23 protein-coding genes are annotated in these 23,601 nt (G+C 56.0%); 12 read left to right on the forward strand and 11 right to left on the reverse strand.

Annotated features, from left to right (window positions below; translation table 11 throughout):
- Positions 1–121 precede the first annotated feature (121 nt).
- From J1C54_RS03890 to J1C54_RS03900, 3 genes are all read left to right on the forward strand, one after another.
- Positions 122–1,171 (forward strand): AraC family transcriptional regulator, encoded by a 1,050-nt coding sequence (locus tag J1C54_RS03890; RefSeq protein ID WP_229144672.1) that lies wholly within the window; start codon positions 122–124, stop codon positions 1,169–1,171.
- Between the two features lie 75 nt (positions 1,172–1,246).
- On the forward strand, positions 1,247–1,594 hold the full coding sequence (locus tag J1C54_RS03895) for a hypothetical protein (protein WP_229144673.1): 348 nt from the start codon (positions 1,247–1,249) through the stop codon (positions 1,592–1,594).
- 158 nt (positions 1,595–1,752) lie between these two features.
- A complete protein-coding gene (locus tag J1C54_RS03900) occupies positions 1,753–2,097 on the forward strand; it encodes a Rieske (2Fe-2S) protein (protein WP_229144674.1) in 345 nt (114 codons plus the stop codon).
- A gap of 85 nt (positions 2,098–2,182) precedes the next feature.
- On the opposite strand, the gene J1C54_RS03905 is transcribed toward J1C54_RS03900, so the two are convergent.
- Positions 2,183–3,346, reverse strand: coding sequence for an acetyl-CoA C-acyltransferase (locus J1C54_RS03905; protein ID WP_229144675.1), 1,164 nt, complete (start codon positions 3,344–3,346; stop codon positions 2,183–2,185).
- 176 nt (positions 3,347–3,522) lie between these two features.
- Here J1C54_RS03905 and J1C54_RS03910 point away from each other — a divergent pair, with 176 nt between their 5' ends.
- Both J1C54_RS03910 and J1C54_RS03915 read left to right on the forward strand, forming a co-directional pair.
- A complete protein-coding gene (locus tag J1C54_RS03910) occupies positions 3,523–4,500 on the forward strand; it encodes an NADPH:quinone oxidoreductase family protein (RefSeq protein ID WP_229144676.1) in 978 nt (325 codons plus the stop codon).
- Positions 4,497–4,820, forward strand: coding sequence for a GIY-YIG nuclease family protein (locus tag J1C54_RS03915; RefSeq protein ID WP_229144677.1), 324 nt, complete (start codon positions 4,497–4,499; stop codon positions 4,818–4,820). The genes J1C54_RS03910 and J1C54_RS03915 overlap by 4 nt, the downstream gene beginning before the upstream one ends.
- Here the strand turns inward: J1C54_RS03915 and J1C54_RS03920 are convergent.
- The gene (locus J1C54_RS03920) at positions 4,815–5,156 is read right to left on the reverse strand and encodes a hypothetical protein (protein ID WP_229144679.1); all 342 of its coding nucleotides are present in this window, start codon (positions 5,154–5,156) and stop codon (positions 4,815–4,817) included. The two genes, J1C54_RS03915 and J1C54_RS03920, sit on opposite strands and share 6 nt — an antisense overlap.
- Before the next feature lie 157 nt (positions 5,157–5,313).
- Here J1C54_RS03920 and gdhA point away from each other — a divergent pair, with 157 nt between their 5' ends.
- Positions 5,314–6,645 (forward strand): NADP-specific glutamate dehydrogenase, encoded by a 1,332-nt coding sequence (gdhA, locus tag J1C54_RS03925; protein ID WP_229145522.1) that lies wholly within the window; start codon positions 5,314–5,316, stop codon positions 6,643–6,645.
- Positions 6,646–6,664: 19 nt separating this feature from the next.
- On the opposite strand, the gene parC is transcribed toward gdhA, so the two are convergent.
- The 7 genes from parC to thiC all read right to left on the reverse strand — a co-directional run bounded on the left by parC (position 6,665) and on the right by thiC (position 15,232).
- Positions 6,665–8,902: a DNA topoisomerase IV subunit A gene (gene parC / locus J1C54_RS03930; RefSeq protein WP_229144681.1), complete on the reverse strand. Its 2,238-nt coding sequence runs from the start codon at positions 8,900–8,902 to the stop codon at positions 6,665–6,667.
- Positions 8,903–8,905: 3 nt separating this feature from the next.
- The gene (gene parE, locus J1C54_RS03935) at positions 8,906–10,792 is read right to left on the reverse strand and encodes a DNA topoisomerase IV subunit B (RefSeq protein WP_229144682.1); all 1,887 of its coding nucleotides are present in this window, start codon (positions 10,790–10,792) and stop codon (positions 8,906–8,908) included.
- A gap of 7 nt (positions 10,793–10,799) precedes the next feature.
- Positions 10,800–11,375 (reverse strand): YqiA/YcfP family alpha/beta fold hydrolase, encoded by a 576-nt coding sequence (locus J1C54_RS03940; protein WP_229144683.1) that lies wholly within the window; start codon positions 11,373–11,375, stop codon positions 10,800–10,802.
- Entirely contained in the window at positions 11,372–12,181 is an 810-nt protein-coding gene (gene cpdA / locus J1C54_RS03945; RefSeq protein ID WP_229144684.1) for a 3',5'-cyclic-AMP phosphodiesterase, read from the reverse strand. The genes J1C54_RS03940 and cpdA overlap by 4 nt, the downstream gene beginning before the upstream one ends.
- A gap of 62 nt (positions 12,182–12,243) precedes the next feature.
- Entirely contained in the window at positions 12,244–12,717 is a 474-nt protein-coding gene (locus J1C54_RS03950) for a DUF1249 domain-containing protein (protein WP_229144685.1), read from the reverse strand.
- 27 nt (positions 12,718–12,744) lie between these two features.
- Entirely contained in the window at positions 12,745–13,362 is a 618-nt protein-coding gene (locus J1C54_RS03955) for an NUDIX domain-containing protein (RefSeq protein WP_229144686.1), read from the reverse strand.
- Positions 13,355–15,232 (reverse strand): phosphomethylpyrimidine synthase ThiC, encoded by a 1,878-nt coding sequence (gene thiC / locus J1C54_RS03960; RefSeq protein WP_370635606.1) that lies wholly within the window; start codon positions 15,230–15,232, stop codon positions 13,355–13,357. Before thiC ends, J1C54_RS03955 begins: the two co-directional genes overlap by 8 nt.
- A gap of 196 nt (positions 15,233–15,428) precedes the next feature.
- On the opposite strand from thiC, the gene J1C54_RS03965 reads away from it, so the two are divergent.
- Positions 15,429–16,769 carry a TolC family outer membrane protein gene (locus J1C54_RS03965; RefSeq protein WP_229144687.1) on the forward strand — a complete coding sequence of 447 codons (1,341 nt, stop codon included), beginning with the start codon at positions 15,429–15,431 and terminating at the stop codon, positions 16,767–16,769.
- Between the two features lie 21 nt (positions 16,770–16,790).
- On the opposite strand, the gene waaA is transcribed toward J1C54_RS03965, so the two are convergent.
- Positions 16,791–18,056: a lipid IV(A) 3-deoxy-D-manno-octulosonic acid transferase gene (gene waaA / locus J1C54_RS03970; protein ID WP_229144688.1), complete on the reverse strand. Its 1,266-nt coding sequence runs from the start codon at positions 18,054–18,056 to the stop codon at positions 16,791–16,793.
- A 111-nt stretch (positions 18,057–18,167) separates the two neighbouring features.
- On the opposite strand from waaA, the gene lpxL reads away from it, so the two are divergent.
- The 4 genes from lpxL (at position 18,168) to J1C54_RS03990 (ending at position 21,483) form a co-directional block, all read left to right on the forward strand.
- A complete protein-coding gene (lpxL, locus tag J1C54_RS03975; protein ID WP_229144689.1) occupies positions 18,168–19,076 on the forward strand; it encodes an LpxL/LpxP family Kdo(2)-lipid IV(A) lauroyl/palmitoleoyl acyltransferase in 909 nt (302 codons plus the stop codon).
- Entirely contained in the window at positions 19,073–19,801 is a 729-nt protein-coding gene (locus J1C54_RS03980) for a 3-deoxy-D-manno-octulosonic acid kinase (protein WP_229144690.1), read from the forward strand. The genes lpxL and J1C54_RS03980 overlap by 4 nt, the downstream gene beginning before the upstream one ends.
- An 88-nt stretch (positions 19,802–19,889) precedes the next feature.
- Positions 19,890–20,612 (forward strand): sulfotransferase family protein, encoded by a 723-nt coding sequence (locus J1C54_RS03985; protein ID WP_229144691.1) that lies wholly within the window; start codon positions 19,890–19,892, stop codon positions 20,610–20,612.
- Between the two features lie 37 nt (positions 20,613–20,649).
- On the forward strand, positions 20,650–21,483 hold the full coding sequence (locus tag J1C54_RS03990; protein WP_229144692.1) for a glycosyltransferase family 2 protein: 834 nt from the start codon (positions 20,650–20,652) through the stop codon (positions 21,481–21,483).
- 18 nt (positions 21,484–21,501) lie between these two features.
- Here J1C54_RS03990 and J1C54_RS03995 read toward each other — a convergent pair whose 3' ends face one another.
- The gene (locus tag J1C54_RS03995; protein ID WP_229144693.1) at positions 21,502–22,197 is read right to left on the reverse strand and encodes a cytidylyltransferase domain-containing protein; all 696 of its coding nucleotides are present in this window, start codon (positions 22,195–22,197) and stop codon (positions 21,502–21,504) included.
- 348 nt (positions 22,198–22,545) lie between these two features.
- On the opposite strand from J1C54_RS03995, the gene J1C54_RS04000 reads away from it, so the two are divergent.
- Entirely contained in the window at positions 22,546–23,592 is a 1,047-nt protein-coding gene (locus J1C54_RS04000; protein WP_229144694.1) for a hypothetical protein, read from the forward strand.
- The last annotated feature ends 9 nt before the right edge of the window (positions 23,593–23,601 follow it).

The following is a 23,601-nucleotide window of genomic DNA, read 5'->3' on the forward strand; positions in this document are numbered from 1 at the left end:
CCCTCTTCTTGTCGCCGCCGGAAATGCACCAGAGGCAAGTGTAAGACCCCCTTTAAAACACCGTGATGCGCTGGCGCGCCAAACTTCATATCATTATGGGCCATGCCAGATGAGGCCCAAGATGAAAGACCCGTATCGCGCCAAACAGCCCAGCATCTCTATCGCTTACTTGCAGCTGCTGCTTGAGATTCTGGCGGAGCGCGGAATTTCTGACGCTACCCTGCTGCAGGGCGTGCCGCTGGACCCCGCTCTGCTGGACAACAGTCAGGCGCGCATGTCCCCCACCCAGTGGACGCTGCTGGTGATGCGCGCCCAGGCCCTGAGCGCAGATCCGGCGCTTGGCTACGAGTATGGCCTGCGCATGCGGCCAACGGTGCATGGGGTGTTGGGATATGCCGCCATGAGTGCAGCGACTCTGCGTCAGGCTCAGGAAATTTCAGTGCGCTATGCGCGACTGCGGCAAGCCGGCTTCACCTTTGAGTTCGTTGAAGATGACCAGTATGGCAACCTGATCCTGCGCGAGCGGCAACCGATTCCTGTGATGCGTCAGTTCTTCGTGGAAAATATTTTGCTTGGCATTGCCCGCGCCACGGCGGTGCTACTCGGTCGTGACCTGCTGGATATTCCCGGTATGGAAATATGCTTCGACAACGCCGAGCCTGACTACCACAAGGAATGGCAACATCGGTTGCCGACCACCCACTTCCAGCAGCCGGTCAATATGTTGCGCCTGCCGCAAGGCTACCTTTGCCAACGACCAGTGATGGCGGACCCGCTTGCCTCCCGTGGAGCGATCGAACTATGTGAAAAGGAACTGGCACTGGCCGCCGACCAGGAGGCAGATATCACTCAACGCGTACGCGCGGAGCTGGTATTAACCGGTGATGGCTATCCGAGACTTGAGCAAGTGGCAGAAAAGCTATGCATTTCAACTCGCACACTGAAGCGAAAACTGCAGCGTCATGGCACATCCTTTTTGCTGATAGTTGAAGAATGCCGGCGTCGCGATGCACAAAATTTATTTGAGCATAGTGGTCTTTCAGTACAGGCGGTTGCAACTAAGCTGGGCTATCAAAACCCGGCTAATTTCTCCAGAGCATTCCGCAAGTGGACGGGTGAATCGCCAACATCATTTCGCCATCGCCTTCGCAATGTCATAAAGACCATGTAAAAGTGGCACGGAACCTGCTGTCATTTGTTCGCTTGATGTTCCATCATCTGCGTCGCCCTAAATGAGGTTAGTATCATGCCAGCCAACATCGATCCCCTGCTTATTCCACTGCTGCGTCTGCACGATTACTGCGCCAGTGTTTCCGATGAATTGGTGCAGGACTACACTGGCGAAGCCAAGGACGACCTTCGCGCAGCATCCGCCTATATCGAAAGTAGCATTCTGCCATCTACTACCCGCGAGGAAATCATTCGGCAACTGGATAGTGCACGCTCCGAAATATTTGGTGCATCACGCAATGTGCCGGCCTGTGGCACCATCGTCTCTCGATTGCGCCGGCAGCTGGCCAATGAAATAGCCGCACGAATGGAACAGCCGCTTCCCTACAATGAAGACTATTACCCACGCCTGATACTTGAATAAAGCATAGGCCGCGCAGGCTTTTGCCCAGAGTGCTTGTATATGTCGCCCGGTTCTGCAATCTTGCTCGATGGATTAATTGCTTGCCAGCAGATCAGAAAAGCCGTGCCTGCTCCTTTACCAGGCACAATCAGGCAAATCACTACAGCAAGGAGCTTCACATGCGTCACCCCGTAGCCAAGATTTCAGAAATCGCTCAAGGCACCAGCAAGCTGGTCAAGGTCGATGACGACAAGGTGCTGATTTTTCACCTGTCGGATGGTGTTTATGCCACCGAGGCACGCTGTACCCACCTTTTCCGATCCATGGAAAAGGGCAAGATCGTTGAGGACAAGTGCGTTCAATGCCCGCTACACCGGGCGCGCTTTGATATCCGTACCGGCGAAGTTGTGGAGTGGGCTAACTTTCCACCCGGCGTCCAGCTACTCAATGCTGTGCGCAAAGAGAAGGCACTGAAGACATGGCCAGTGGAAGTTGAGGGTAATCAGATCTTTGTCGTTGCCTGAAACCTGCTGCGGAAAGTAAAAATGGCGCCTTATGGCGCCATTTTTATTACATCGAGATAGGTATTTTTATCAAAGTATCTCGAAGTCAGAGCACCTCAAAGATAGTCGCGTTAGCTGTTCCCAGGCCTTCACAAATGGCCAGCAGGCCATAACGACCGCCACGACGACGCAGTTCGTGGATCAAGGAACCAGCCAGCTTGCTGCCAGTGGCGCCGAGCGGATGACCAAGAGCCTGAGCGCCACCATTCACGTTCAGCTTGGTCATGTCTGCGCCTACCGCCTTGGCCCAGGCCAGCGGCACGGAACCGAAGGCTTCGTTAACCTCATACAGATCCATGTCTTCAATTTTCAGACCGGATTTTTGCAAAACTTTTTCGGTGGCCGGAATAGGGCCTTCCAGCACCATGGTTGGATCAGAACCCACTACCGCCATGGTATGAATACGCGCTAAAGGCTTGAGTCCATATTTTTTTACTGCTGCTTCACTGGCCACCAGTACTGCGGATGCGCCGTCACAAATCTGGCTGGCAAACGCAGCGGAAATCACTCCGCCTTCCTGCAGTGGCGCCAGGCTTAACATGGAATCGTAATCCGGCTCCCAACGAATACCTTCATCGGTATCGTGAACCACTTTCTGGCCTTCTATCTCCACTTCAATGGGGATAATTTCGTCCTTGAACTTGCCAGCGGTGGTCGCCGCCGCGCCATTTACATGGCTGTTATAAGCAAAGCGGGCCAGCTCTTCGCGGGTTACTCCATACTTGGCTGCCATACGCTCGGCGCCAGTAAATTGGCTGAACTGCTCGCCCGGATAACGCTTGCTGATTTCACCGTCAAACGGAGAACCCAAGTCCATCACCTTAGTCATCGGCGCGCCAATCGGCACCATGCTCATGTTTTCCACACCGCCGGCAATAACCAGGTCCTGAGTGCCGGACATGACTGCCTGAGCAGCGAAATGGATGGCCTGCTGGGAAGAGCCGCATTGCCGGTCAATGGACACACCAGGTACGGATTCCGGTAGCTTCGAGCTGAGGATGCTGGTGCGTGCAACGTTAAAAGTCTGCGGACCGATCTGGCTGACGCAGCCGAAGATCACATCTTCAACGGCAGCCGGGTCAACACCGGTACGGTCGAGCAATGCATCAATCACGATGCCACCCAGATCGGCGGGATGCTTGCGGCTCAGGCGGCCATTCCGGCGCCCCCCAGCAGTACGGACGGCGTCGACAATATAGGCTTCAGCCATGATCGGTCTCCTTGTTGATTGGTCTGCACGGCTCAAAGTGCCGCAGAGCAGAAAGGCTACTCCCCAGCAGCTGTCTGCAACAATGACAGCATGGCGCCCGCTGAGGTGATATCTGGTCACGCCGGGCCGCTATACTAAGGCCAGCTAATCACATCAAAACAATACGGGAGAGCAGCATGCGCGCATTACAAGTGGAAGCCTTTGGCGATCCTTCGGCCCTGAAGGTCTCCGATATTGCCGGCCGGGCGCCGAACAAAGGCGAGGTGCAACTGCGTGTTGCCGGGGTTGGCGTGGGCTACTTTGATGGCCTGCTGATCAAGGGTGAGTACCAGATCAAGCCGCCGCTGCCATTTGTGCCGGGCAGCTCATTCTCCGGCACGGTGGAAGCCGTAGGAGAAGGCGTCAGCCACCTGAAGGTCGGTGATGCAGTGGCCGGCTTTGCCTTTATGGGCGCCATGGCCGAGCAACTGACCCTGCCGGCCATGTCCTGCTTCCCCCTGCCTGCGCAGCTGAAGCTGGAAGATGCGGCCAACTTCTTTATTGCCTATGCCACCGGTCTGTATGGCTTGCGTGAGATCGGCAACCTCAAGGCCGATGAAACCCTGCTGGTGCTGGGTGCCTCTGGCACCACGGGCAGCACTGCCATCGAGATCGCCAAGGCCATGGGTGCGCGGGTGATTGCCTGCGCCGGCACGGAGGAAAAACGCCAACGCTGTCTGGATGCCGGCGCTGATGCGGTAGTCGATTACACCGATCCGGAGTGGCGCAAAGCTGCCAAGTCAGCCGCCGGCAGCAAAGGCATCGATGTGGTCTACGATCCCGTGGGCGGCACCACAGCAGAACCGGCACTGCGCCTGCTTAACCCCGGTGGCCGTTTTCTGGTGGTGGGCTTTGTCACCGGCATTGCCAGCATTCCGTTGAACCTGCCGCTGCTCAAACAGTGCAGTATCCATGGGGTGAACTGGGGAGGCGCCGTAATGACCAGTCCGGCCATCGTGCCGCCGGTGATCAGCACCCTGGTGGAATGGACTCTGGCCGGCAAGCTCAAGCCACAGGCAGATCAACGCTTTGCTCTGGAGCAAGCCGGTGAAGCCTTTGCTGCCCTGTTCGAACGACGCTCGGTTGGCACCATCGTGATCTGCCCTCAAGAATGAGCGGCGACGAGCCACTTTGGTGGCTGTATCTGCTCGACTGTGATGGCCGTCTGTATACCGGCATCAGCACCGACCCTCAGCGCCGCTATCAAGAACACCTGAGTGGCGGCGCCAAGGGCGCCCGCTTTACCCGCGCCGCGAGCAACCTGACCATGGTCTGGCTCATGCAGATCGGCGATCGGAGTCTTGCCCTACGGGCAGAGTACCGCTTGCGCAGACTGCGCCGCGGACAAAAACTGGAGGTTATTAGCAGAGTGGCGGACCTCGCCACTCTGCTCGATTTGCTTAACCTGAATGATCGCCAAGACAGGCGGTTATAGGTCGGGGCAGTCGAGACCGCGGTAACGAGTCATATCGACAGACTTTTTACAGGCAATCGCTTTAAAACCACTTCCGCAGGCAGTGTGAGCAGCTTTGCGCTCTGCGCAGCGGGCAACCAGATTGGCAGCTGCGTCAACTTTCTCGTTACCTGTGTTCACAGTGACTACTTGCTCACCGGTCACACTGACATCCACCAGCGTCTCATCCTCTGCCACAGCCTGTGCTGACTCCTCTACCACCGAACCCTGCTCCTGAGCTGGCGCCTCGCTTTCAGCCCAAACAGGCGCGACTACCAGCATGCCCGTCAAAAATACCGTTCTGAAGATTCCAATCATGACTTTCTCCTGTTTTTAATATTTTTCTGTCCCGTCCTGATGTTAGCCAATGCACCAGGGACTCACCACCCCCCCTATATAAGGGGGTGGAAAATAGGAGGCGCATAACAAAAGCGGCTATAGTACTCAAAACACTCATAAGGAGGTCTATGTGCCTATCTCTCTGGACGCTTTCCTCCAGCAACTCCGTCAACGTGACCCGGAGCAGGCGCCATTTCATCAGGCTGCCGAGGAAGTGCTGCACTCTCTGTGGCCTTTTATTGAACGTACCAAACGCTATCAACAGCCGGGGCTAATTGATCGCCTGGTTGAGCCTGAGCGAGTAATCATCTTCCGTGTATGCTGGGTGGACGATAACGGTCAGGTACAAGTCAACCGGGGCTATCGGGTACAGATGAACAGCGCCATTGGCCCCTACAAAGGCGGCTTGCGTTTTCACCCGTCAGTTAACCTTGGCATATTGAAATTCCTCGCCTTCGAGCAAACCTTCAAAAATGGTCTTACCTCGCTACCCATGGGCGGCGCCAAGGGCGGCAGTGATTTTGATCCGAAAGGTAAAAGCGATAATGAGGTGATGCGCTTTTGTCAGGCTTTTATGTGTGAGCTCTATCGGCATATTGGACCCAATCTGGATGTGCCCGCTGGCGATATAGGTGTGGGCGCCCGTGAAGTGGGCTATATGTTTGGTATGTACAAGAAGCTCACCAATGAATTCACCGGAACATTTACCGGCAAGGGCTTCGCATATGGTGGCAGCCTGCTGCGCCCGGAAGCCACCGGCTATGGCCTTTTGTATTTTGTTGAGGAAATGCTTAAGACACGAGACCAATCCCTAGAAGGACTGCGTGTGACGATTTCAGGTGCCGGCAGCGTTGCCCAGTACGCGGCCCGCAAAACGCTTGAACTCGGCGGCAAGGTAATGAGCATGTCTGACTCTTCCGGCATGCTGCATTTCCCGGAAGGCATGACCATTGATCAATGGTACTTCCTGCGCCACTTAAAAAATGAAAGACGGGGCTCTCTGGCCGAGATGGCCACGGAGTTTAACCTCGTCTATAGCGCTGGCAGCAATCCCTGGTCTATTCCCTGTGACGTGGCACTGCCCTGCGCAACACAGAATGAACTGCACGCAGAGGATGCTCGCCTGTTGATTCAAAATGGCTGCTTTTGCATAGCGGAAGGAGCCAACATGCCATCCACTTTGCCCGCCATTGAAGTGTTTCGCGAGGTAGGCATTCTTTATGCACCGGGCAAGGCATCCAACGCTGGTGGCGTGTCAGTAAGTGGCTTGGAAATGAGCCAGAACAGTCAGCGCCTCACCTGGACCGAAGGCGAAGTGGACCAAAAACTGCACAAGATTATGCAGCGCATCCACCACAACTGTGTTGAGTACGGCGCCAAAGAAGGCAAAGTAGATTATGTTGATGGCGCCAACATCGCCGGCTTTGTCAAAGTTGCCGACGCCATGCTGGCGCAGGGCGTGATCTGATACAGCGGAGCGCAGGGGCTTAGCCCTTGCGCTCCACCTCCATCCGGTCAACGTTCTGGAAGCCTCGCGGCAACTTGGCTCCGCGACGACCACGTTCACCATAGTAGTGCTCAAGATCAGAAGGCTTCAGGCCGATATGCCGCTTGCCGGCGTACACCAACAGCGTATCGTCTGCACCAAGCACCTGAACGTCCTGCACAAACTCGGAGCGATCCGCCAGTCTCGCGGACGGAATGGCCATCATCTTGTTACCCTTGCCACGCGGCATCTCCGGCAAATCCTTCAGGGCAAATACCAGCAGGCGACCATCGTTAGCCAGCACCGCAACCAGGTCTTCCTGAGGATTGCGAATACGGCGTGGCGCAAGCACCTTGCCATTTGCTGGTACCGTGAGCGCAGCCTTGCCCGCCTTTTTGTTGGCATGCAAATCACCAAGGCGGGCAACGAAACCGTAACCAGCATCACTGGCCAGCAACCAGGCTTCTTTATCACCACCCATCATGGCGGCAATAAAACTGGCACCACTGGGCGGCGCCAGCAGGGCAGATAATGGCTCGCCATGACCCCTGGCACTGGGCAGCCCATGGGCCGCCAGTGAGTAGGTGCGCCCTGTAGAATCTATAAAACAGGCCTGCTGGTTCGATTTGCCACTGGCCGCAGAAAGGAAGCCGTCACCGGATTTATAGCTCAGCGACAACGGATCAATATCGTGACCTTTGGCAGAACGTATCCAGCCACGCTCAGAAAGCACTACGGTAATCGGCTCAGCTGCGACCAGCTCGTTTTCATCCAGCGCTTTTGATTCATCGCGCTCAACAATCGGCGAGCGACGATCATCTCCGTATTTTTCCGCATCACCCTTGAGCTCTTTCGCGACTAACTTCTTCATTAGTGACATGGAGCCGAGGGTGTCTTCCAGATATTTACGCTCATCCGCCAGCTCACTTTGCTCTGTACGGATTTTCATTTCCTCAAGCTTGGCGATATGCCGTAACTTGAGTTCCAGAATCGCTTCCGCCTGACGGTCTGACAAAGCAAAGCGTTCCATCAGCACGGTCTTGGGATCGTCTTCATGGCGAATAATATTGATAACTTCGTCGATATTCAGGAAAGCAATCAGCAAGCCATCCAGAATATGCAGACGCTCCAGAACCTTATCGAGGCGATACTGCAGGCGGCGGCGTACCGTCACCATACGGTACTGCAGCCACTCGTTAAGAATCACATCCAGCGACTTGACCCTTGGCTTGCCGTCGATGCCAATCATGTTCAGATTGACCCGATAGTTTTTCTCCAGATCAGTACTGGCGCACAGGTGGCTCATCAACTGCTGTACGTCGACACGATTGGAGCGCGGCGTTATTACCAGGCGGGTCGGATTTTCGTGATCCGACTCATCACGCAGATCGCTCACCATAGGCAGCTTTTTCTTGTTCATCTGGTCGGCGATCTGTTCCAGCACCTTGGCGCCGGATACCTGATAGGGCAAAGCGGTGACCACAATGTCACCCTCTTCCATTTCCCAGATGGCACGCATCTTCAGCGAGCCCCGACCTTCCGCATACATGCGAATAATGTCGTTACGCGGAGTAATGATTTCCGCTTCGGTGGGATAGTCCGGCCCCTGAATAATTTCGACCAGATCATCCAGAGAAGCACCGGGGTCTTTCAGCAAATGAATACAAGCATTAACCACTTCGCGCAAATTGTGCGGAGGGATATCCGTACTCATGCCAACGGCGATGCCGGTGGTGCCATTCATCAATACATTGGGCACCCGCGCCGGCAACAACTTCGGCTCGTCAAGGGTGCCGTCAAAGTTCGGCACCCACTCCGCCGTGCCCTGACCCAGTTCGCTAAGCAGCGCTTCTGCATAAGGCGCCAGCCGCGACTCGGTATAACGCATCGCTGCAAAGGATTTGGGGTCGTCCTGCGAACCCCAGTTACCCTGGCCATCCACTAATGGGTAGCGATAGCTGAACGGCTGCGCCATCAGCACCATGGCCTCATAGCAGGCGGAATCACCATGCGGATGATATTTACCCAGCACGTCACCCACGGTGCGTGCAGACTTTTTATGCTTGGAGCTGTTCTTCAGACCAAGCTCGCTCATTGCATAAATGATGCGCCGCTGCACCGGCTTGAGGCCGTCACCAATATGCGGCAGGGCGCGATCGAGAATGACGTACATCGAATAATCGAGGTACGCTTTCTCTGTATAGTCGCGCAGGGCAATTTTTTCGAAATCGTCAGCCATCAATCAAATCTCTGCCAGGTTGCCTTTATCTTCCAGCCAGTCCTTGCGATCGCCAGCCCGTTTTTTCGACAGCAGCATGTCCATCAGCTGATGGGTATCATCGCCCGCTTCAATAGATAGCTGCACCAGTCGACGGGTGTCCGGCGCCATGGTGGTTTCGCGCAACTGCAGCGGATTCATCTCACCCAGACCTTTGAAACGGGTAACCTGAATCTTGCCACGCTTGCCCTCAGCACGAATGCGATCCATCACGCCCTGCTTTTCTGACTCATCGAGGGCGTAATAAATATCCTTGCCAATATCGATACGGAACAGCGGCGGCATAGCAACAAACACATGTCCATTTTTCACCAGCGCCGGGAAGTGACGTACGAACAATGCGCATAACAAGGTGGCGATATGCAAACCATCGGAGTCCGCATCGGCGAGAATACACACCTTGCCGTAACGCAGCGGACCCAGATCATCGCTACCCGGCTCAATACCGAGCGCTACCGCGATATCATGGATTTCCTGAGAACCAAGTACTTCGGCGGAGTCCACCTCCCAGCTATTCAGGATCTTGCCGCGCAGTGGCATGATTGCCTGAAATTCGCGGCTACGCGCCTGCTTGGCGGAACCACCTGCGGAATCACCTTCCACCAGAAACAGTTCAGTCTGGGCTGGATCATCGCTGGCACAATCCGCCAGCTTGCCGGGCAGCGCAGGGCCCGCAGTCACTTTTTTGCGCACCACTTTTTTCGCGGCGCGCATGCGCTTCTGTGCATTGTTGATGCACAGATCCGCCAACTTTTCCGCCTCTGCGGTGTGCTGGTTTAACCACAGGCTAAAGGCATCCTTAACCACACCGGAAACAAACGCGGCGGTTTGTCGTGAACTGAGGCGCTCTTTGGTCTGACCAGCAAACTGGGGATCCTGCATCTTGATGCTGAGCACGTAGCAGGCCCGGTCCCAGATATCCTCCGGCGATAGCTTGACCCCGCGCGGCAACAGATTGCGGAACTCGCAGAACTCTCTCATGGCCTCGAGCAAACCTGCCCGAAGGCCGTTAACATGGGTGCCACCCTGGGCAGTAGGAATCAGGTTAACGTAGGACTCGGTAACCAATTCGCCACCTTCCGGCAACCACAGTACAGCCCAGTCCGCGGCTTCTGTTTCAGCGCGCATGGCTCCATCAAATGGCGCCTCAGGAACCTTCTCCCAACCACGGGTAGCATCAAGCAGATATTCGACCAGACCATCTTCGTACTGCCAGCTTTCTGTTTCGCCACTGTTGTGGTCAACAAGAGTAACTGCCAGTCCGGGGCACAATACCGCCTTGGCGCGAAGTAGATGACGCAGGCGGCTGACGGAAATTTTCGGACTGTCGAAATATTTTTCTTCCGGCCAGAAACGCAGCATGGTGCCGGTGTTGCGCTTACCAACGGTATCAATCACTTCCAGATCGGATTGCTTGTCGCCATGGGCAAAGGTCATTTTATAGACGTTGCCATCACGCTTGACCTGAACTTCAAGCTGCTTTGACAGGGCATTGACCACGGACACGCCGACGCCATGCAAGCCGCCGGAGAACTGGTAGTTGCTGTTGGAAAACTTGCCACCGGCATGCAGGGTACACAGGATCACTTCGATACCCGGCTTCTTCAGCTGCGGATGCAAATCCACCGGCATGCCACGACCATCGTCTTCCACTTCGACGCAGCCGTCTTTGTGCAAGGTGACACGGATATTCTTGGCATGGCCGGCCAGCGCTTCATCGACCGAGTTGTCGATGACTTCCTGAGCCAGATGATTCGGACGGCTGGTGTCCGTATACATGCCCGGACGCTTTTTAACCGGATCCAGTCCGGAGAGAACCTCGATATTCTCGGCGGTATAGTTATTGCTCATGAATTGCTCAGTTCAGAGAGATCCCGGAAAACCGCAACACTAACGGAATCAGCGCATCAAAGTCATCAAAGCCGTGACTGCCGCCGAGCGCGCGATACAAATTACAGTCGCCATAGTAGTCCCAGGCGTCGCGCCAGTTCAGGGTTTCATCGCCGGTCTGCAGCATCACCAGCAGATTTTCCGGTGCGCTGATTTCGTCAACCTCATAGTGGCGCAGGTCGTCGACCCAGCCGGGCTGCAGGGTGTAGCGCTCGCCGGTATGGTAATTGGCCTGCTCACCAGAGTACTGATCCAGTAAGCCCCACGGGCGCACTGCCGGATTGATCAGCGCCGCTTTCAAACCATGGCGGTGAGCCAGCCAGGTTGCATAGAAGCCGCCCAGGGAGGAGCCCACCAGAGCCACTGACCCCGCCCCGGCGATTTCCCGCTCCAGCAATGCCATCGCCTCCCGGGGAGCGGGCGGCAGGGATGGAACAATTAATCGGGCAGAGGAGCTGTGGGCGGCGAAGTGCTGCGCCATCTGGCGGGCCTTGAGGGATTGGGGCGAACTGTTAAAGCCGTGAATATAGAGAAGCGAGGTCAATAGCCTTTCACCGACATATCCACTTCAAACTCAATCCCCTGCACCCGTGATACTTGCGTCTCGATTCGTCCATCAGGGTAGAGATCAAACCAGCGGTACCCGGGGGGCTGCTTGTCGACGGCAAAATCATCACTATGCGGCTTGAACTGGACGCAGGTGGACGGCACCGCAAACAAGCGCACGCCCTGCCGCTCGCCATCGAACTCCTGATGAACATGGCCCCAGACTACCGCTCGCACACGGGGCTCCGCGTCGATCACTTCAAAGAAACGGTCCGCGCTGGACACCACCTGGGTATCAAGCCACTTGCAGCCCATGGGAATAGGATGGTGGTGCAGGCACACCATGATGTGCTGGCCGGCAGCATTCTTCAGTGAGCGCCGCAAAAACTCGATGTCATCATCATAAAGCTCGCCCGGAACTTCGCCGGGGATGGTGGAGTCGAGCATGACGATAGTCCATTCGCCGCGCTCGATCACCAGCGGACCCATTTGTGCCTTATGCCCCTTAAGAGCCTGCAGCATGGGGGCCGGTTTGTCATGGTTGCCTTCGATCCAGTAGGTCGGCACGCCGAACTCACCAAGCGCAGCATCGAGACGCTGGTAGGCCTCCAGCGAGGAGTCCTGAGCCAGATCACCCGTCGCCAGAATTATATCCATGGAGGGCTGCTCGGACTGAACCAGCTCCAGCACCCTGTCGAGACTGAACTGGGTGTTCAAACCCAGCAGTTTTCCTTCCGTGCTCGCAAACAGGTGGCAGTCTGAAACCTGCACTACCCGCAACGGCCCTGCTCCTTCCTTACTCAATGCCTGCGCTCCCTCAAGCGATTACATGCACTTATAACCAAAGCATGGGTTTATTACCACCATCAGCCGTTACGGACGCCAACCTGTTCACGCCAGGAACCGCTATCGGCCCGGCCGTGATCATGCAAATGACGCAGCCATTCGCCAAGAAAGCGGTTCCACTGCTGCTTTTCATCGCGCTGGTGCATGGCCGGGTTGGGGTAGTCATGGCGGGCCGCCACGCGCTGAAATGGGCTGGCCTCGGTCACTTCCGCCAGCCGTGCATCATGGTACAACCGCACCGTCAGCGATGGGCCCGGCAACAGAGCATGCAAGGTGTCCTGCTGCAGGCTGATTTCGGTAGTATAACGACAGCGCTGCAACACCCGCACATTGAGCGTTCTTTCCCCCTGGCTACCGACCACCAGACGGACATGATCCGCATCACCCAGTGCCCGCATCAGCCTCATCAGCCGGGCATAGTTCTGTTCCCCCTGGCTAATCAGCTCAGGAAGGTCCACGCGGTAACGCTTATTGGCGGCCCAGGACTCAGTCATAATTCGACTATAAGCATAGCGGCACTATCACCGCCATCTTGCGTCCAGCGAAGATCTGTGCAGCAGCATCCACTGCATGGCGATAATTGATGCGGCATTGTCGAGCCGGCCACTGGCCAGCAGGGCGGGAATATCATCAACCGGCACCGTGAAGGCGCGAATATCTTCACCTTCCCCTTCATGACCAAACACACCGCCGGCATGGCTCAGGTCCGCTCGGGCGACGAAAATCCGCAGCCGCTCATTACTGCCACCGGGACTGGGCATGTAATAGGCGATCTGTTCCATCTCGGTGAGAGTAATACCGGCTTCTTCTATTGCTTCACGGCGGATTAAGTCTTCTGCACTCTCGCCTTGTTTGTCCGCTATACCGGCAATCATTTCCAGACACCAGGGGCTGTCACGCCACTCCAGCGCACCAACCCGAAACTGCTCGACCAACAGGATTTCACCTCGCTGCGGGTCATAGGGGAGCGCCGCCGCCGCATCGCGCCGCATAAACAGCTCGCGATTAAGCGGCCCACTCCAACCCCCCCTGTAGAGACGGTGACGCAGGGTCAGTCGATCCACGCGGAAAAACCCCTGGAACGGAGTTTCCCGATTGAGGACTTCAACGTCGCCAGCATCAAACCGGGGTTTATGCATCTTTTTCCGCCGGGTGATAAATCTCGCTGCCCAAGCTGCGGAACTGTTCAGATTTTTCCGCCATGCCCTTCTCCGCTTCCAGGCCGGCGGCGTAATCGCGCACCTGCTGTGATATCTCCATGGAGCAGAACTTGGGTCCGCACATGGAACAGAAGTGGGCGACTTTATGGGCTTCCTTGGGCATGGTTTCATCGTGGAAGGCACGGGCACGATCCGGATCCAGACCAAGATTAAACTGGTCTTCCCAGCGGAACTCGAAACGTGCTTTTGACAGCGCGTTGTCACGCAACTGGGCACCAGGGTGGCCCTTGGCCAGATCTGCCGCATGAGCAGCAATCTTGTAGGCAATGATGCCTTCTTTTACGTCATCGCGATTGGGCAGGCCAAGATGCTCTTTCGGTGTCACGTAGCAGAGCATGGCGGTGCCGTACCAACCGATCATGGCAGCGCCGATAGCGGAAGAAATATGGTCATAGCCTGGGGAAATATCGATGGTCAGTGGCCCGAGAGTGTAGAACGGCGCCTCGTCACACCACTTTAGCTGCTCTTCCATATTCTGCTTGATCATATGCATCGGCACGTGACCGGGGCCTTCGATCATTACCTGCACGTCGTGCTTCCAGGCGATTTTCGTCAGCTCGCCAAGGGTGCGCAATTCAGCGAACTGGGCTTCATCATTGGCGTCAGCAATAGAGCCGGGGCGCAGACCATCACCCAGTGAGAAGGTGACGTCGTAGGCTTTCATAATTTCGCAAATTTCCTCGAAATGGGTGTAGAGGAAATTTTCCTTGTGATGCGCCAGACACCACTTGGCAAGAATGGAACCACCGCGAGAAACAATGCCGGTGACCCGCTTGGCAGTCATCGGCACGTAACGCAGCAATACACCCGCGTGGATGGTGAAGTAATCCACACCCTGCTCGGCCTGCTCGATCAGAGTGTCACGATAAATTTCCCAAGTCAGGTCTTCGGCAATGCCATTTACTTTTTCCAACGCCTGATAGATGGGCACAGTACCAATAGGCACGGGCGAGTTACGCAGAATCCATTCGCGAGTTTCATGGATGTGTTTGCCGGTGGAAAGATCCATCACCGTGTCACCACCCCAGCGAGTCGACCACGTCATCTTCGCCACCTCTTCTTCAATGGAAGAGGTAACTGCGGAGTTGCCGATATTGGCGTTGATCTTGGTCAGGAAATTACGACCGATAATCATCGGCTCGATTTCCGGGTGGTTAATGTTGGCCGGAATCACCGCACGACCACGGGCAACTTCATCACGAACAAATTCCGGGGTGATCTCCGCAGGAATCGCCGCGCCAAAGGATTGCCCCGGATGCTGGTCTACCGGTAGCCCGGCGGCACGGGCAGCGGCCAGATTCTGGTTTTCACGAATAGCGATATATTCCATTTCCGGCGTGATGATGCCCTTGCGCGCATAATGCATTTGGGAAACATTGGCGCCAGACTTGGCGCGACGCGGTTTGCGGATAGCAGCAAAGCGCAAGCCGGCAGTCATCGGGTCTTGTTCGCGCCGGCGACCAAAATCACTGGACAGCCCGCTCAGTTCTTCACTGTCCGCTCGCTCGGCAATCCAGCCATCACGCAACGGCTGCAAACCCTTGCGCACATCAATCTGTACTGAACGATCAGTATAGGGTCCAGATGTGTCATACACGGCAATCGGCGGGTTCTGCTCAAACTCTCCATTAGCCAGCGGCGTCGGTGATTGCGTGATCTGGCGCATCGGCACGCGAATGTCCGGACGACTGCCGGTGATATATATTTTTTCCGAACCTGCGATGGGCTGACAGGACTGCTCAATGGCAGACAGGGCGGCGGGAGTCGGTTGAATTTGATCGTCCGGCACGGCGTTTTCTCCGGTAATATGCGCTCTTGAGGATGAGCCACTATACGCCAGCACCGAATCACGGAACAGTGATGAAAAACCTTGTAAAACCCCATTTTCTACAAGGGTTTGGGAACCGTCCTCAAGCGACAATGTCATCCCTGCAGCTTTCCATTACTATCCACTGCTGCCGCCACCGATCCTTTGAGGACTCGTCATGCGAATTACCACCATCCTGCTTGCCTCACTGCTTTGCGGTCAGGCGCTGGCTGATACCGCCGATCTGACAGATATTCTTAATGCTGCTTCCGGCGCAGACCCGGAATGGGCCGCTGCACAGCGCTCTTTGGAGGCTGACCAGCAACTTGCCAATCAGGGACGTGCTGCATTAATGCCCAGCGTCACCGCCAGCTACGGATTAACCCGTAGCTATCGCGATCCCGAAGGCCCAGTCGGCGAAAGCCGGGCCACCAGCGATGTCGCTGCATTGACTCTGGTGCAGCCGCTGTTTCGACCGGATGCCTGGTACAGCAAGAATCAAGGCAAGGCCCTGAGCAACGCCGGCGAGGCCCGCTTCGAACAAGCGCGTCAAGACTTTCTGCTGCGTGTCACCCAGCGTTATCTGGATGTGCTGCGACGCTGGGAAGACCTGCACACCGCTCAAGCAGAAGAGCGTGCACTAAGTCGTCAGCTGGAGCAGACCCAGGAGCGTTTTGATGTTGGCCTGGTGCCGATTACCGACGTCGAAGAAGCCAAGGCAGCTTACGATCTTTCCCGTGCAGGCCTGATTCTGGCCGAAGCGGATTTCGATATTTCCCGCGACCAGCTGGAAGCAATGACGGGTAAAACCTGGATAAAGCTGGCTGGTCTGCGTGAAGACCTGCCCATGGCTGGCCCGGAACCCTCACTGCCTTCTTTCTGGATGGAACGAGCGCGCAGCAATAATCCGCAGGTACTGGCCAGCCGCTACGAAGCTGACAGCGCCAAGGCAGCGGCGCGGCAACGCACTTCCGCCCAGCTGCCTAGCGTCAACCTGGTGGGTCGCTACGAAGTAGTGGGTTACTCAAATATTGATGGTCCCGCAGTGCCCGGCCAGGCCGACTACGACGGCAAAAGCATCGGCATCGAGGCCTCCATGCCGCTATTCGCTGGCGGTGGCCTGAACAGTCAGCGCAAGGAAGCCAGCTACCGCTATCAAGCGGCGGAAGAAGCCTATCGGCTGGTATGGCGAGATGTTGGTCAGGGTGCCCAGTCACTGGCTCGCCAGGTACAGGCCAGCGCCCTGAACGTGGCGGCTCGCAAACAGGCCCTGCGCTCTGCCGAATCCGCTCTACGTGCTACAGAATCTGGCTATGAGGTCGGCACTCGCAATGTTGTCGACGTACTGACTGCCCAGCGCAATCTGTACGCCAACCAGCGTGACTACTCAGCAGCACGCTACGACTACATTGTCGCCAGCCTGCAACTACAGGCCACTGCGGGAGATCTGACCACGGATGATATTGACCTGATCAACGGCTGGCTAAGCAGCGAAATTAACGTAGACCTGACTGAGTGATGGTCATTGGCCGGCGGCGCATCAAGCCGCCGGCCAATACTGCTCTAGCACCTCAAGCAACTTGGCCAGGGCGCCACGATGCTGCTCCACCACCTGCCGTGCCCTGTCCCCCATCTGCTGACACCGCTGCGGATCACCGAACAGCTCATCCAGCAACGCACCAAGCTGATCAGCATCCTGCACCACCCGATGACCGCCTGCGGAATCGAGTAACTCGGCGATTAAAGTGAAATTGTGCAGCACCGGACCGCTGATAACCGGCTTGGACCAAAGCGCGGGCTCAAGTAGATTGTGGCCACCAATGGGTGCCAAAGAACCGGCCACAAAAGCAATGTCCGCCACGCCATACAGCATCAGCAGCTCGCCCATGGTATCGGCAAGATAGACCGAGGTTTGCGGCGCCGGAAGCTGCTCAAGACTGCGCCGCGCCATAGTATGACCACTGGCCAGCACCTGCTCCGCGACCTGAGAAAATCTCTCCTGATGACGGGGCACCAGCACCAAGAGCGCCTCAGGTTGCTGCTGGCGCAGACGTTTATGGGCAGCCAACATCACCTCGTCCTCCCCCGGATGGGTACTGGCAGCAATCCATATGGGGCGCTGGCCCAGACCCTCGCGCAAATGGGCCGCACGAGCCACCAACGCATCATCCAAAGCAATATCAAATTTCACGTTGCCGGTGACGGTAACCCGCTGACGCCGTGCACCCAGATCAATAAAGCGCTGCGCCTCTGCCGAAGTCTGTACAGCGAGCGCTTCCAGGCTGGCCAACATGGGCCGCATCAGCCAGCTCAGGCGGCGGTAGCGGCGATGGCTGCGCTCCGATAGCCGGCCATTAACCAACATTACCGGCACCTGCCGGGCGGCGGCGGCAGCGAGCAAATTCGGCCACAGTTCAGTTTCCAGAAGAATCACCAACCGTGGATTAAAAGCACGCCAGAAGCGGCGCAAAGCGCAGGGCGTATCCCAGGGCCAATAAACATGACGTACGCGATTGCCAAACAGGGCCTGAACACGCTCTGAGCCGGTTGGTGTAGTGGTGGTGACAAGCAAGGGGGTGTCCGGGTGGCGCTGCAACAGCGCTTCAATCATTGGCGCGGCGGCCAACATCTCCCCCACAGAAGCAGCATGAATCCAGACGCTGTCGGCCAACTCATCGCCATAGCCAAGGGCGAAACGCTCTTTCCAGCGTTGCCGGTAGGCGGGCGCGTGACGACCCAATTGCCACAAGCGCACCAGCACCACAGGAATGAGCAGATACCAAAACAGGGTGTATAACAGACGCATGCAAGCTCCCGGGTCACCAGCGAAGCGATGTTAGCACGATCACCGCCACCCCCTGCGCTGGAAAGGCCTCCGGCGAGCCAGTAGACTTCTGCGCTGTCCTCCGGGGGTGACATGGCCAAACGCAAACGATCAACTTCTCTTGCTCACCCAACCTGGTGGCCGACCTGGTTTGGTGTAGCCCTGTTCTGGCTGGCCGGCCAGCTGCCGTGGAATTTGCTGCTCGCAGCCGGTCGCGGCATTGGCCGACTGTCGTGGTATCTGGCTGGCAGCCGGCGACGCATCGCAGAAACCAACGTGCGCCTGTGCTTCCCCGAGCTTGATGCCGGCCAACAGCAGACCCTGAGCCGTCAAATCATGGTTAGCACCGGCGAAGCCCTGACCGAAATGGCCGGGGCTTTCTGCAACCAGCGCATTGATTTGGGTAAGCGCCTGGAAATCATTGGTCGGGAGAATCTCGAGGGCCCGCTTGGCGAAGGCAAGGGCGTGCTCATGCTTGGCATGCACTTCAACACTATTGATGTGGGCAGCAGGCTGCTCGGCAAGGTGCGCCCATTCAGCGTGGTTTATCGGCCTAACAACAATATGGTGCTGGATTGGCTGATCAAGCGGGGCCGGCGCGAAGTAGAGCACTATATCGACCGCGAAGACCTGCGCGGCCTGGTACGCCACCTGAAGGCAGGGCGGGCAGTTTGGTATGCACCGGACCAGGACTACGGAATGCAGCATGCGGTGTTCGCCCCGTTCTTTGGCGTGCCTGCGGCAACCATTACCGCGACCACGCGCATTGTCCGCATGAGTGGTGCCGTGGTGGTGCCCACCGCTCACTATCGACTGCCAGGCGGGCGCTACCGGATTGAGTTCGGTGCTCCGCTGGAAAACTTCCCCGGCGACAGCGATCTGGCCGATGCCACCCGCATCAACGCCACTATTGAGCACTATGTTCGCAAGGCGCCGGAGCAGTACCTGTGGGTCCATCGGCGCTTCAAGAACCAGCCCGACGGCAGGAACCCCTACCGGTGAAGCGGCCGGCGGGCTTTGTCGAGATCCGTCAGGGAACGGATACCTGCTGGCTGCGCGAGGATGGCCTGTCAACTCTGTCTGGCAGTGTATTCGAGCCTTCTTTCTGGCAATCACGCCAGGCGGTCACCGGCACCGCCACCGGCCGCGGCACCACCTGGTTTGTGCGTGATGGCGAACGCCATCTGGTGTTGCGTCACTACCGCCGCGGCGGTCTGTTCGGCCGACTGGTCAAGGACCTGTATGCCGGCATCAGACCGGCCCATAGCCGGGCCATGCGAGAATTGAGCCTGCTTGAAGCCATGTATCGGGACGGCTTGCCGGTGCCGAAGCCAATGGCTGCACGCATGAGCCGCCGCGGCCCCCTGTATCGGGCAGACTTGCTGATTGCCCGGATAGCCGATGCCAGCGACCTGCTGGCGGTGTTACAGCGCGCCCCCCTTAGTGGCAATCAATGGCAACAGACCGGCGCCATGATCCGCCGCTTTCATCTTGCCGGCATTGATCACACCGATCTGAATATCCATAACATTCTGCTTGATCAGAGCGGGACCAGCTGGCTGATCGATTTCGACAAATGCAGCAAGCGTGCACCGGGTGACTGGCAGCAAGCCAATCTGGCTCGCCTGCTACGCTCGCTGAACAAGGAAAAAGGCCTACACCCGGCGCTGCACTGGAATCAACAGGACTGGCCGGCATTACTGAATGGCTATCATAGCCAGAGCTGATCATCCACCAGTCAGGCCCGCCAGCTGTGATAAAGTAGCGGCCGTACCGTTAACCCGCAGGCTTGCCTGCACAGACCGACGACGCGCCATGCATTCAGCCTTTGACAAGGTTCTACTTAACGGCCTGACACTGCCTTTCCGGCCGTTTTACCGGCACTATCCATTTCGCTCACCGGCCTCGATTCGCAGTGCCGACGACCGCGGCATGGTCGACATGGAGCTGGGCTTTTTTTGCAATCGGATACCCAAGGCAGCCAACTCGACGGTAGTCACCAATCTGGCGCGCCTCAAGTTTGGTCGCGACGTCGACTCACCGGATGCCAAGAAGATGTTTGCCACCCCGGCCCGTCTCAGCCGCTCGGAGGTGGAGCGTTTTGCCAGCCTGTTCAAGTTTACGGTGGTACGCAATCCTTACACCCGCACCCTGTCCGCCTATCTGGACAAGATAGAGCGACGCGCCGTGCGCGCCGGCAAGGAGTCGTCATTTCGTGATTTTCTGCTGCAGGCAAAGAAGACGCCGCGATTCCTGTACAGCAATGCCCACTGGGCACCACAGCACTCCCTGATGCTGATCCCGGTGGAGCAGTTTGACTTCATCGGCAAGGTAGAATCACTGGAGCATGACCTGGCGGAAATCAAACGCCGCATTCGCCCTGATCTGCAACAACCGGTGACCTCGTTCAAGCGTAACGCCACCGGTGCCGGCGACAAGCTGCGCCGCTACTATGACGACGAGCTGATCGCGCTGGTACAGGAACTGTACCGGGATGATTTCAGCACTTTTGACTACAGCACGGATTTTCCGGCCTGACATACGAGACACTGCTGCGATGAAGATATCGGTCATCATGACAACCTATAATTCTCCAGTCTGGCTGGAGAAGGTGCTGTGGGGCTACAGCGTTCAGCAGTACAAGGACTTCGAGATCGTCATCGGTGATGACGGCTCCCGCGATGACACCCGGGAAACCATTGACCGTTTGCGAGAGCAGACCGGCCTGACAATCAAGCATATCTGGCAGGAAGATGACGGCTTTCGTAAATGCCGGATTCTGAACAAGGCAATTTTGCAGGCCGATGCTCCCTATCTGGTTTTTACTGATGGCGATTGTATTCCACGCGCTGATTTTCTTGCCGTACACGCCGCCGAAGCGAAACCGAAGCATTATCTGTCCGGCGGCTATCACAAGCTGCCAATGAGCACCAGCGAGACGATCAGCAAGGATGACATCCTGTCCGGGCGTTGCTTCGATCTTAAGTGGTTAAAGGCTCACGGCCTTAAATCCAGCTACAAGAACAGCAAGCTAACTGCCACTCCTCGTCAGGCCAGAATCTTCAATGCCCTGACACCAACCAAGTGTAACTTCAAAGGCTCAAACGGCTCAGCCTGGCTGGAAGATGTGATGCGTATCAACGGCTTCGATGAGCGCATGCCGTGGGGTGGACTGGACCGTGAGTTCGGCGTGCGCCTGATCAATGCCGGGGTCAAACCGAAGCACGTGCGCTATAACGCCATCGTCATTCATCTTGATCACAAACGCGGCTACAAGGATCCCAGGCTGGTTAATGAAAACAAGCAACTTCGTATCTACAACGCTCGCCATGGGGTGACCTGGACAGACCATGGCATCGCCCAGTTGCCCGAATACGTAGCACGCAAGACTACGGACCATCAAAGCTGAAAAGGACGGATAATCAGGTTAAAGCACTGAATCTGCTATCAGTTTTGCAACCCTGAAGTCTTCTTCCCAATCAATGTCCATTTTCAAAAGGCCATCACATATAAAAAGCTTTGGAGACTCTCCGATTCGGTCATTGAGGCCCTGGTAAACCAAGCGACTTGCAATATAGAAAGCGTGATTTATTTCATAAAGAGGCGCAATATCCTGAGTATTGGGCCAACGATTCACTCTGCGATCTACATTGATTACCTCCTTTTTCGAATCGTCCCATATAAACTGCCTTATCTCGTTAACGCTCATCAATGAATCGAATTGCCCATCTGAAATGGCTTGGAAATACATCTCAAGTGCTTGCTTGTACTCCTCAAAGCCGAAAAAAGGCGACGTCACGTGCAACCAGAAAATATGATCACCTTTGCAGACCGAAGGAACATAATTTATAAGATCAACGACCTTTGTAGTGGACAGGCACAATTCACCGGGGCGCTCAAGCACCTTTATTTTACCCCCTGAAAATTCAGAAGCCTGCTCTATAATGCAGCGATCATTAGTCGAGATCACAACCTCCTCAATGGCATCCATTTTCGCCAAGTCTACGACCGCTCGCATTTTTAGCTGAAACAGACTATCTCCGGATTTAAGGAACGGGCGGCTATTCTTATCCCTTACCCGAGCACTACCGGCGCGCATTGGAAGAAAGACAGAAACCGTCATACCACTCTCCTCTCTGAAAATGTGGCGGCTCAGCCGAGCTAACACCAAGAGAATCACTATGATTCCGGGGGTAACGCATCCAGATTAAGCCAGACCCGAAAGACCCGACGCCATCAGCGGGCGGCGGCCTCCAACCATATCCCGTGGCACCGCCTGGCTTCCCTACGACGGCCACGAACCTTCAGCCCTGATCGCCAGAACGCTCCGACCGGTAGCAAAATCGGCGCTTTGTGATACGCTTACCGGAACTTGTTCCGACCGCGATTACGAACCAAGCTCTGGAATTGCTCTCAAGCGGCAGTTTGGCGCCCCTTAACACCATCAAAACTACAGAAAAGAATACAAGGTATGAAGAAACTTATCAGCTATCTTCGCTGTATTATCTTGCCGCTTTCAGCAGACAGCATTCTATTTTTGTCCAAGCAGAGATGGGCTCCTTTTACAGGATCCTTACTCAATCTACACTTGCGCCTTTTTTATTCCACGAGCCTGGGCCATCTGGAAAATGACCCTTTTGCTCAACGGGAAAATCTCGACCGCCGGATTATCCGGTCGATATCGAATCTGGGCTATATTGATATCGGCTGCCAGCTGAGGGGAACCATCAAGACGAATACCGAGATCTTTGCACAGAAAAACAAGTATCTTCTCTCAAAGAGCTGCCCGGATGATTTGTTGAAGTCACTGGTACACGGAAGAACTGTTGCCATTGTCGGCCCGGCCATGGGGGCAGATAACGAAAAGGAAATAGAGCAATTTGATCTCGTCGTTCGGGTCGGTTATATCGGCCCGAACGGCCTCCCGGAAAACACTGGCACTCGATGTGACATCTCCTTTTACGGGCCGCATAAAATGCGGTCTGTTGTTCGCAACCGCCAACTGGAATCTCTATCAAATTTGAAGCTCGCAGTACTCTTCAAACTCGACAGATATCATCGACACCGCCTCAGCGTTGATAAAATCAGAAGGGCCTTGCCCTTATTTGCAACGGCGGCCTTGCCACGCTTTCGACTCACCACAGCGAATACTCTTGTCAAGGTACTCTACAACTGCATTCTGTGCGAGCCTTCCAGAATTAAGGTTTTCAATGCAGACCTTTTCCTTAGCAGCCTTTATCCGTCTGGCTACATTGTCAATAAGAAAATTGATAGCAAAGGGACGAATGTGGCCTACAAGAACAGGGATATGTGCAAGTCATTTGCAAAGACTCACGATCCAGCGGAGCAGATCGAGTTCTATAAGTACTATTTTAACCTTGGCGCATTCGAAGCCGACGAGAAGCTCGCCGCCGTGATAGGTCTTGACGCATCCGAATATATTTCCCGGTTGGATGATATTTACGGAAAGCCAGTAAGAAGACAGCTTGGTTTAATCAGAGAAAATGCGCCTGGATAAGATTAAGGA

It is taken from the genome of Alcanivorax sp. 1008 (assembly GCF_020667895.1).
GTDB lineage: Bacteria > Pseudomonadota > Gammaproteobacteria > Pseudomonadales > Alcanivoracaceae > PGZG01.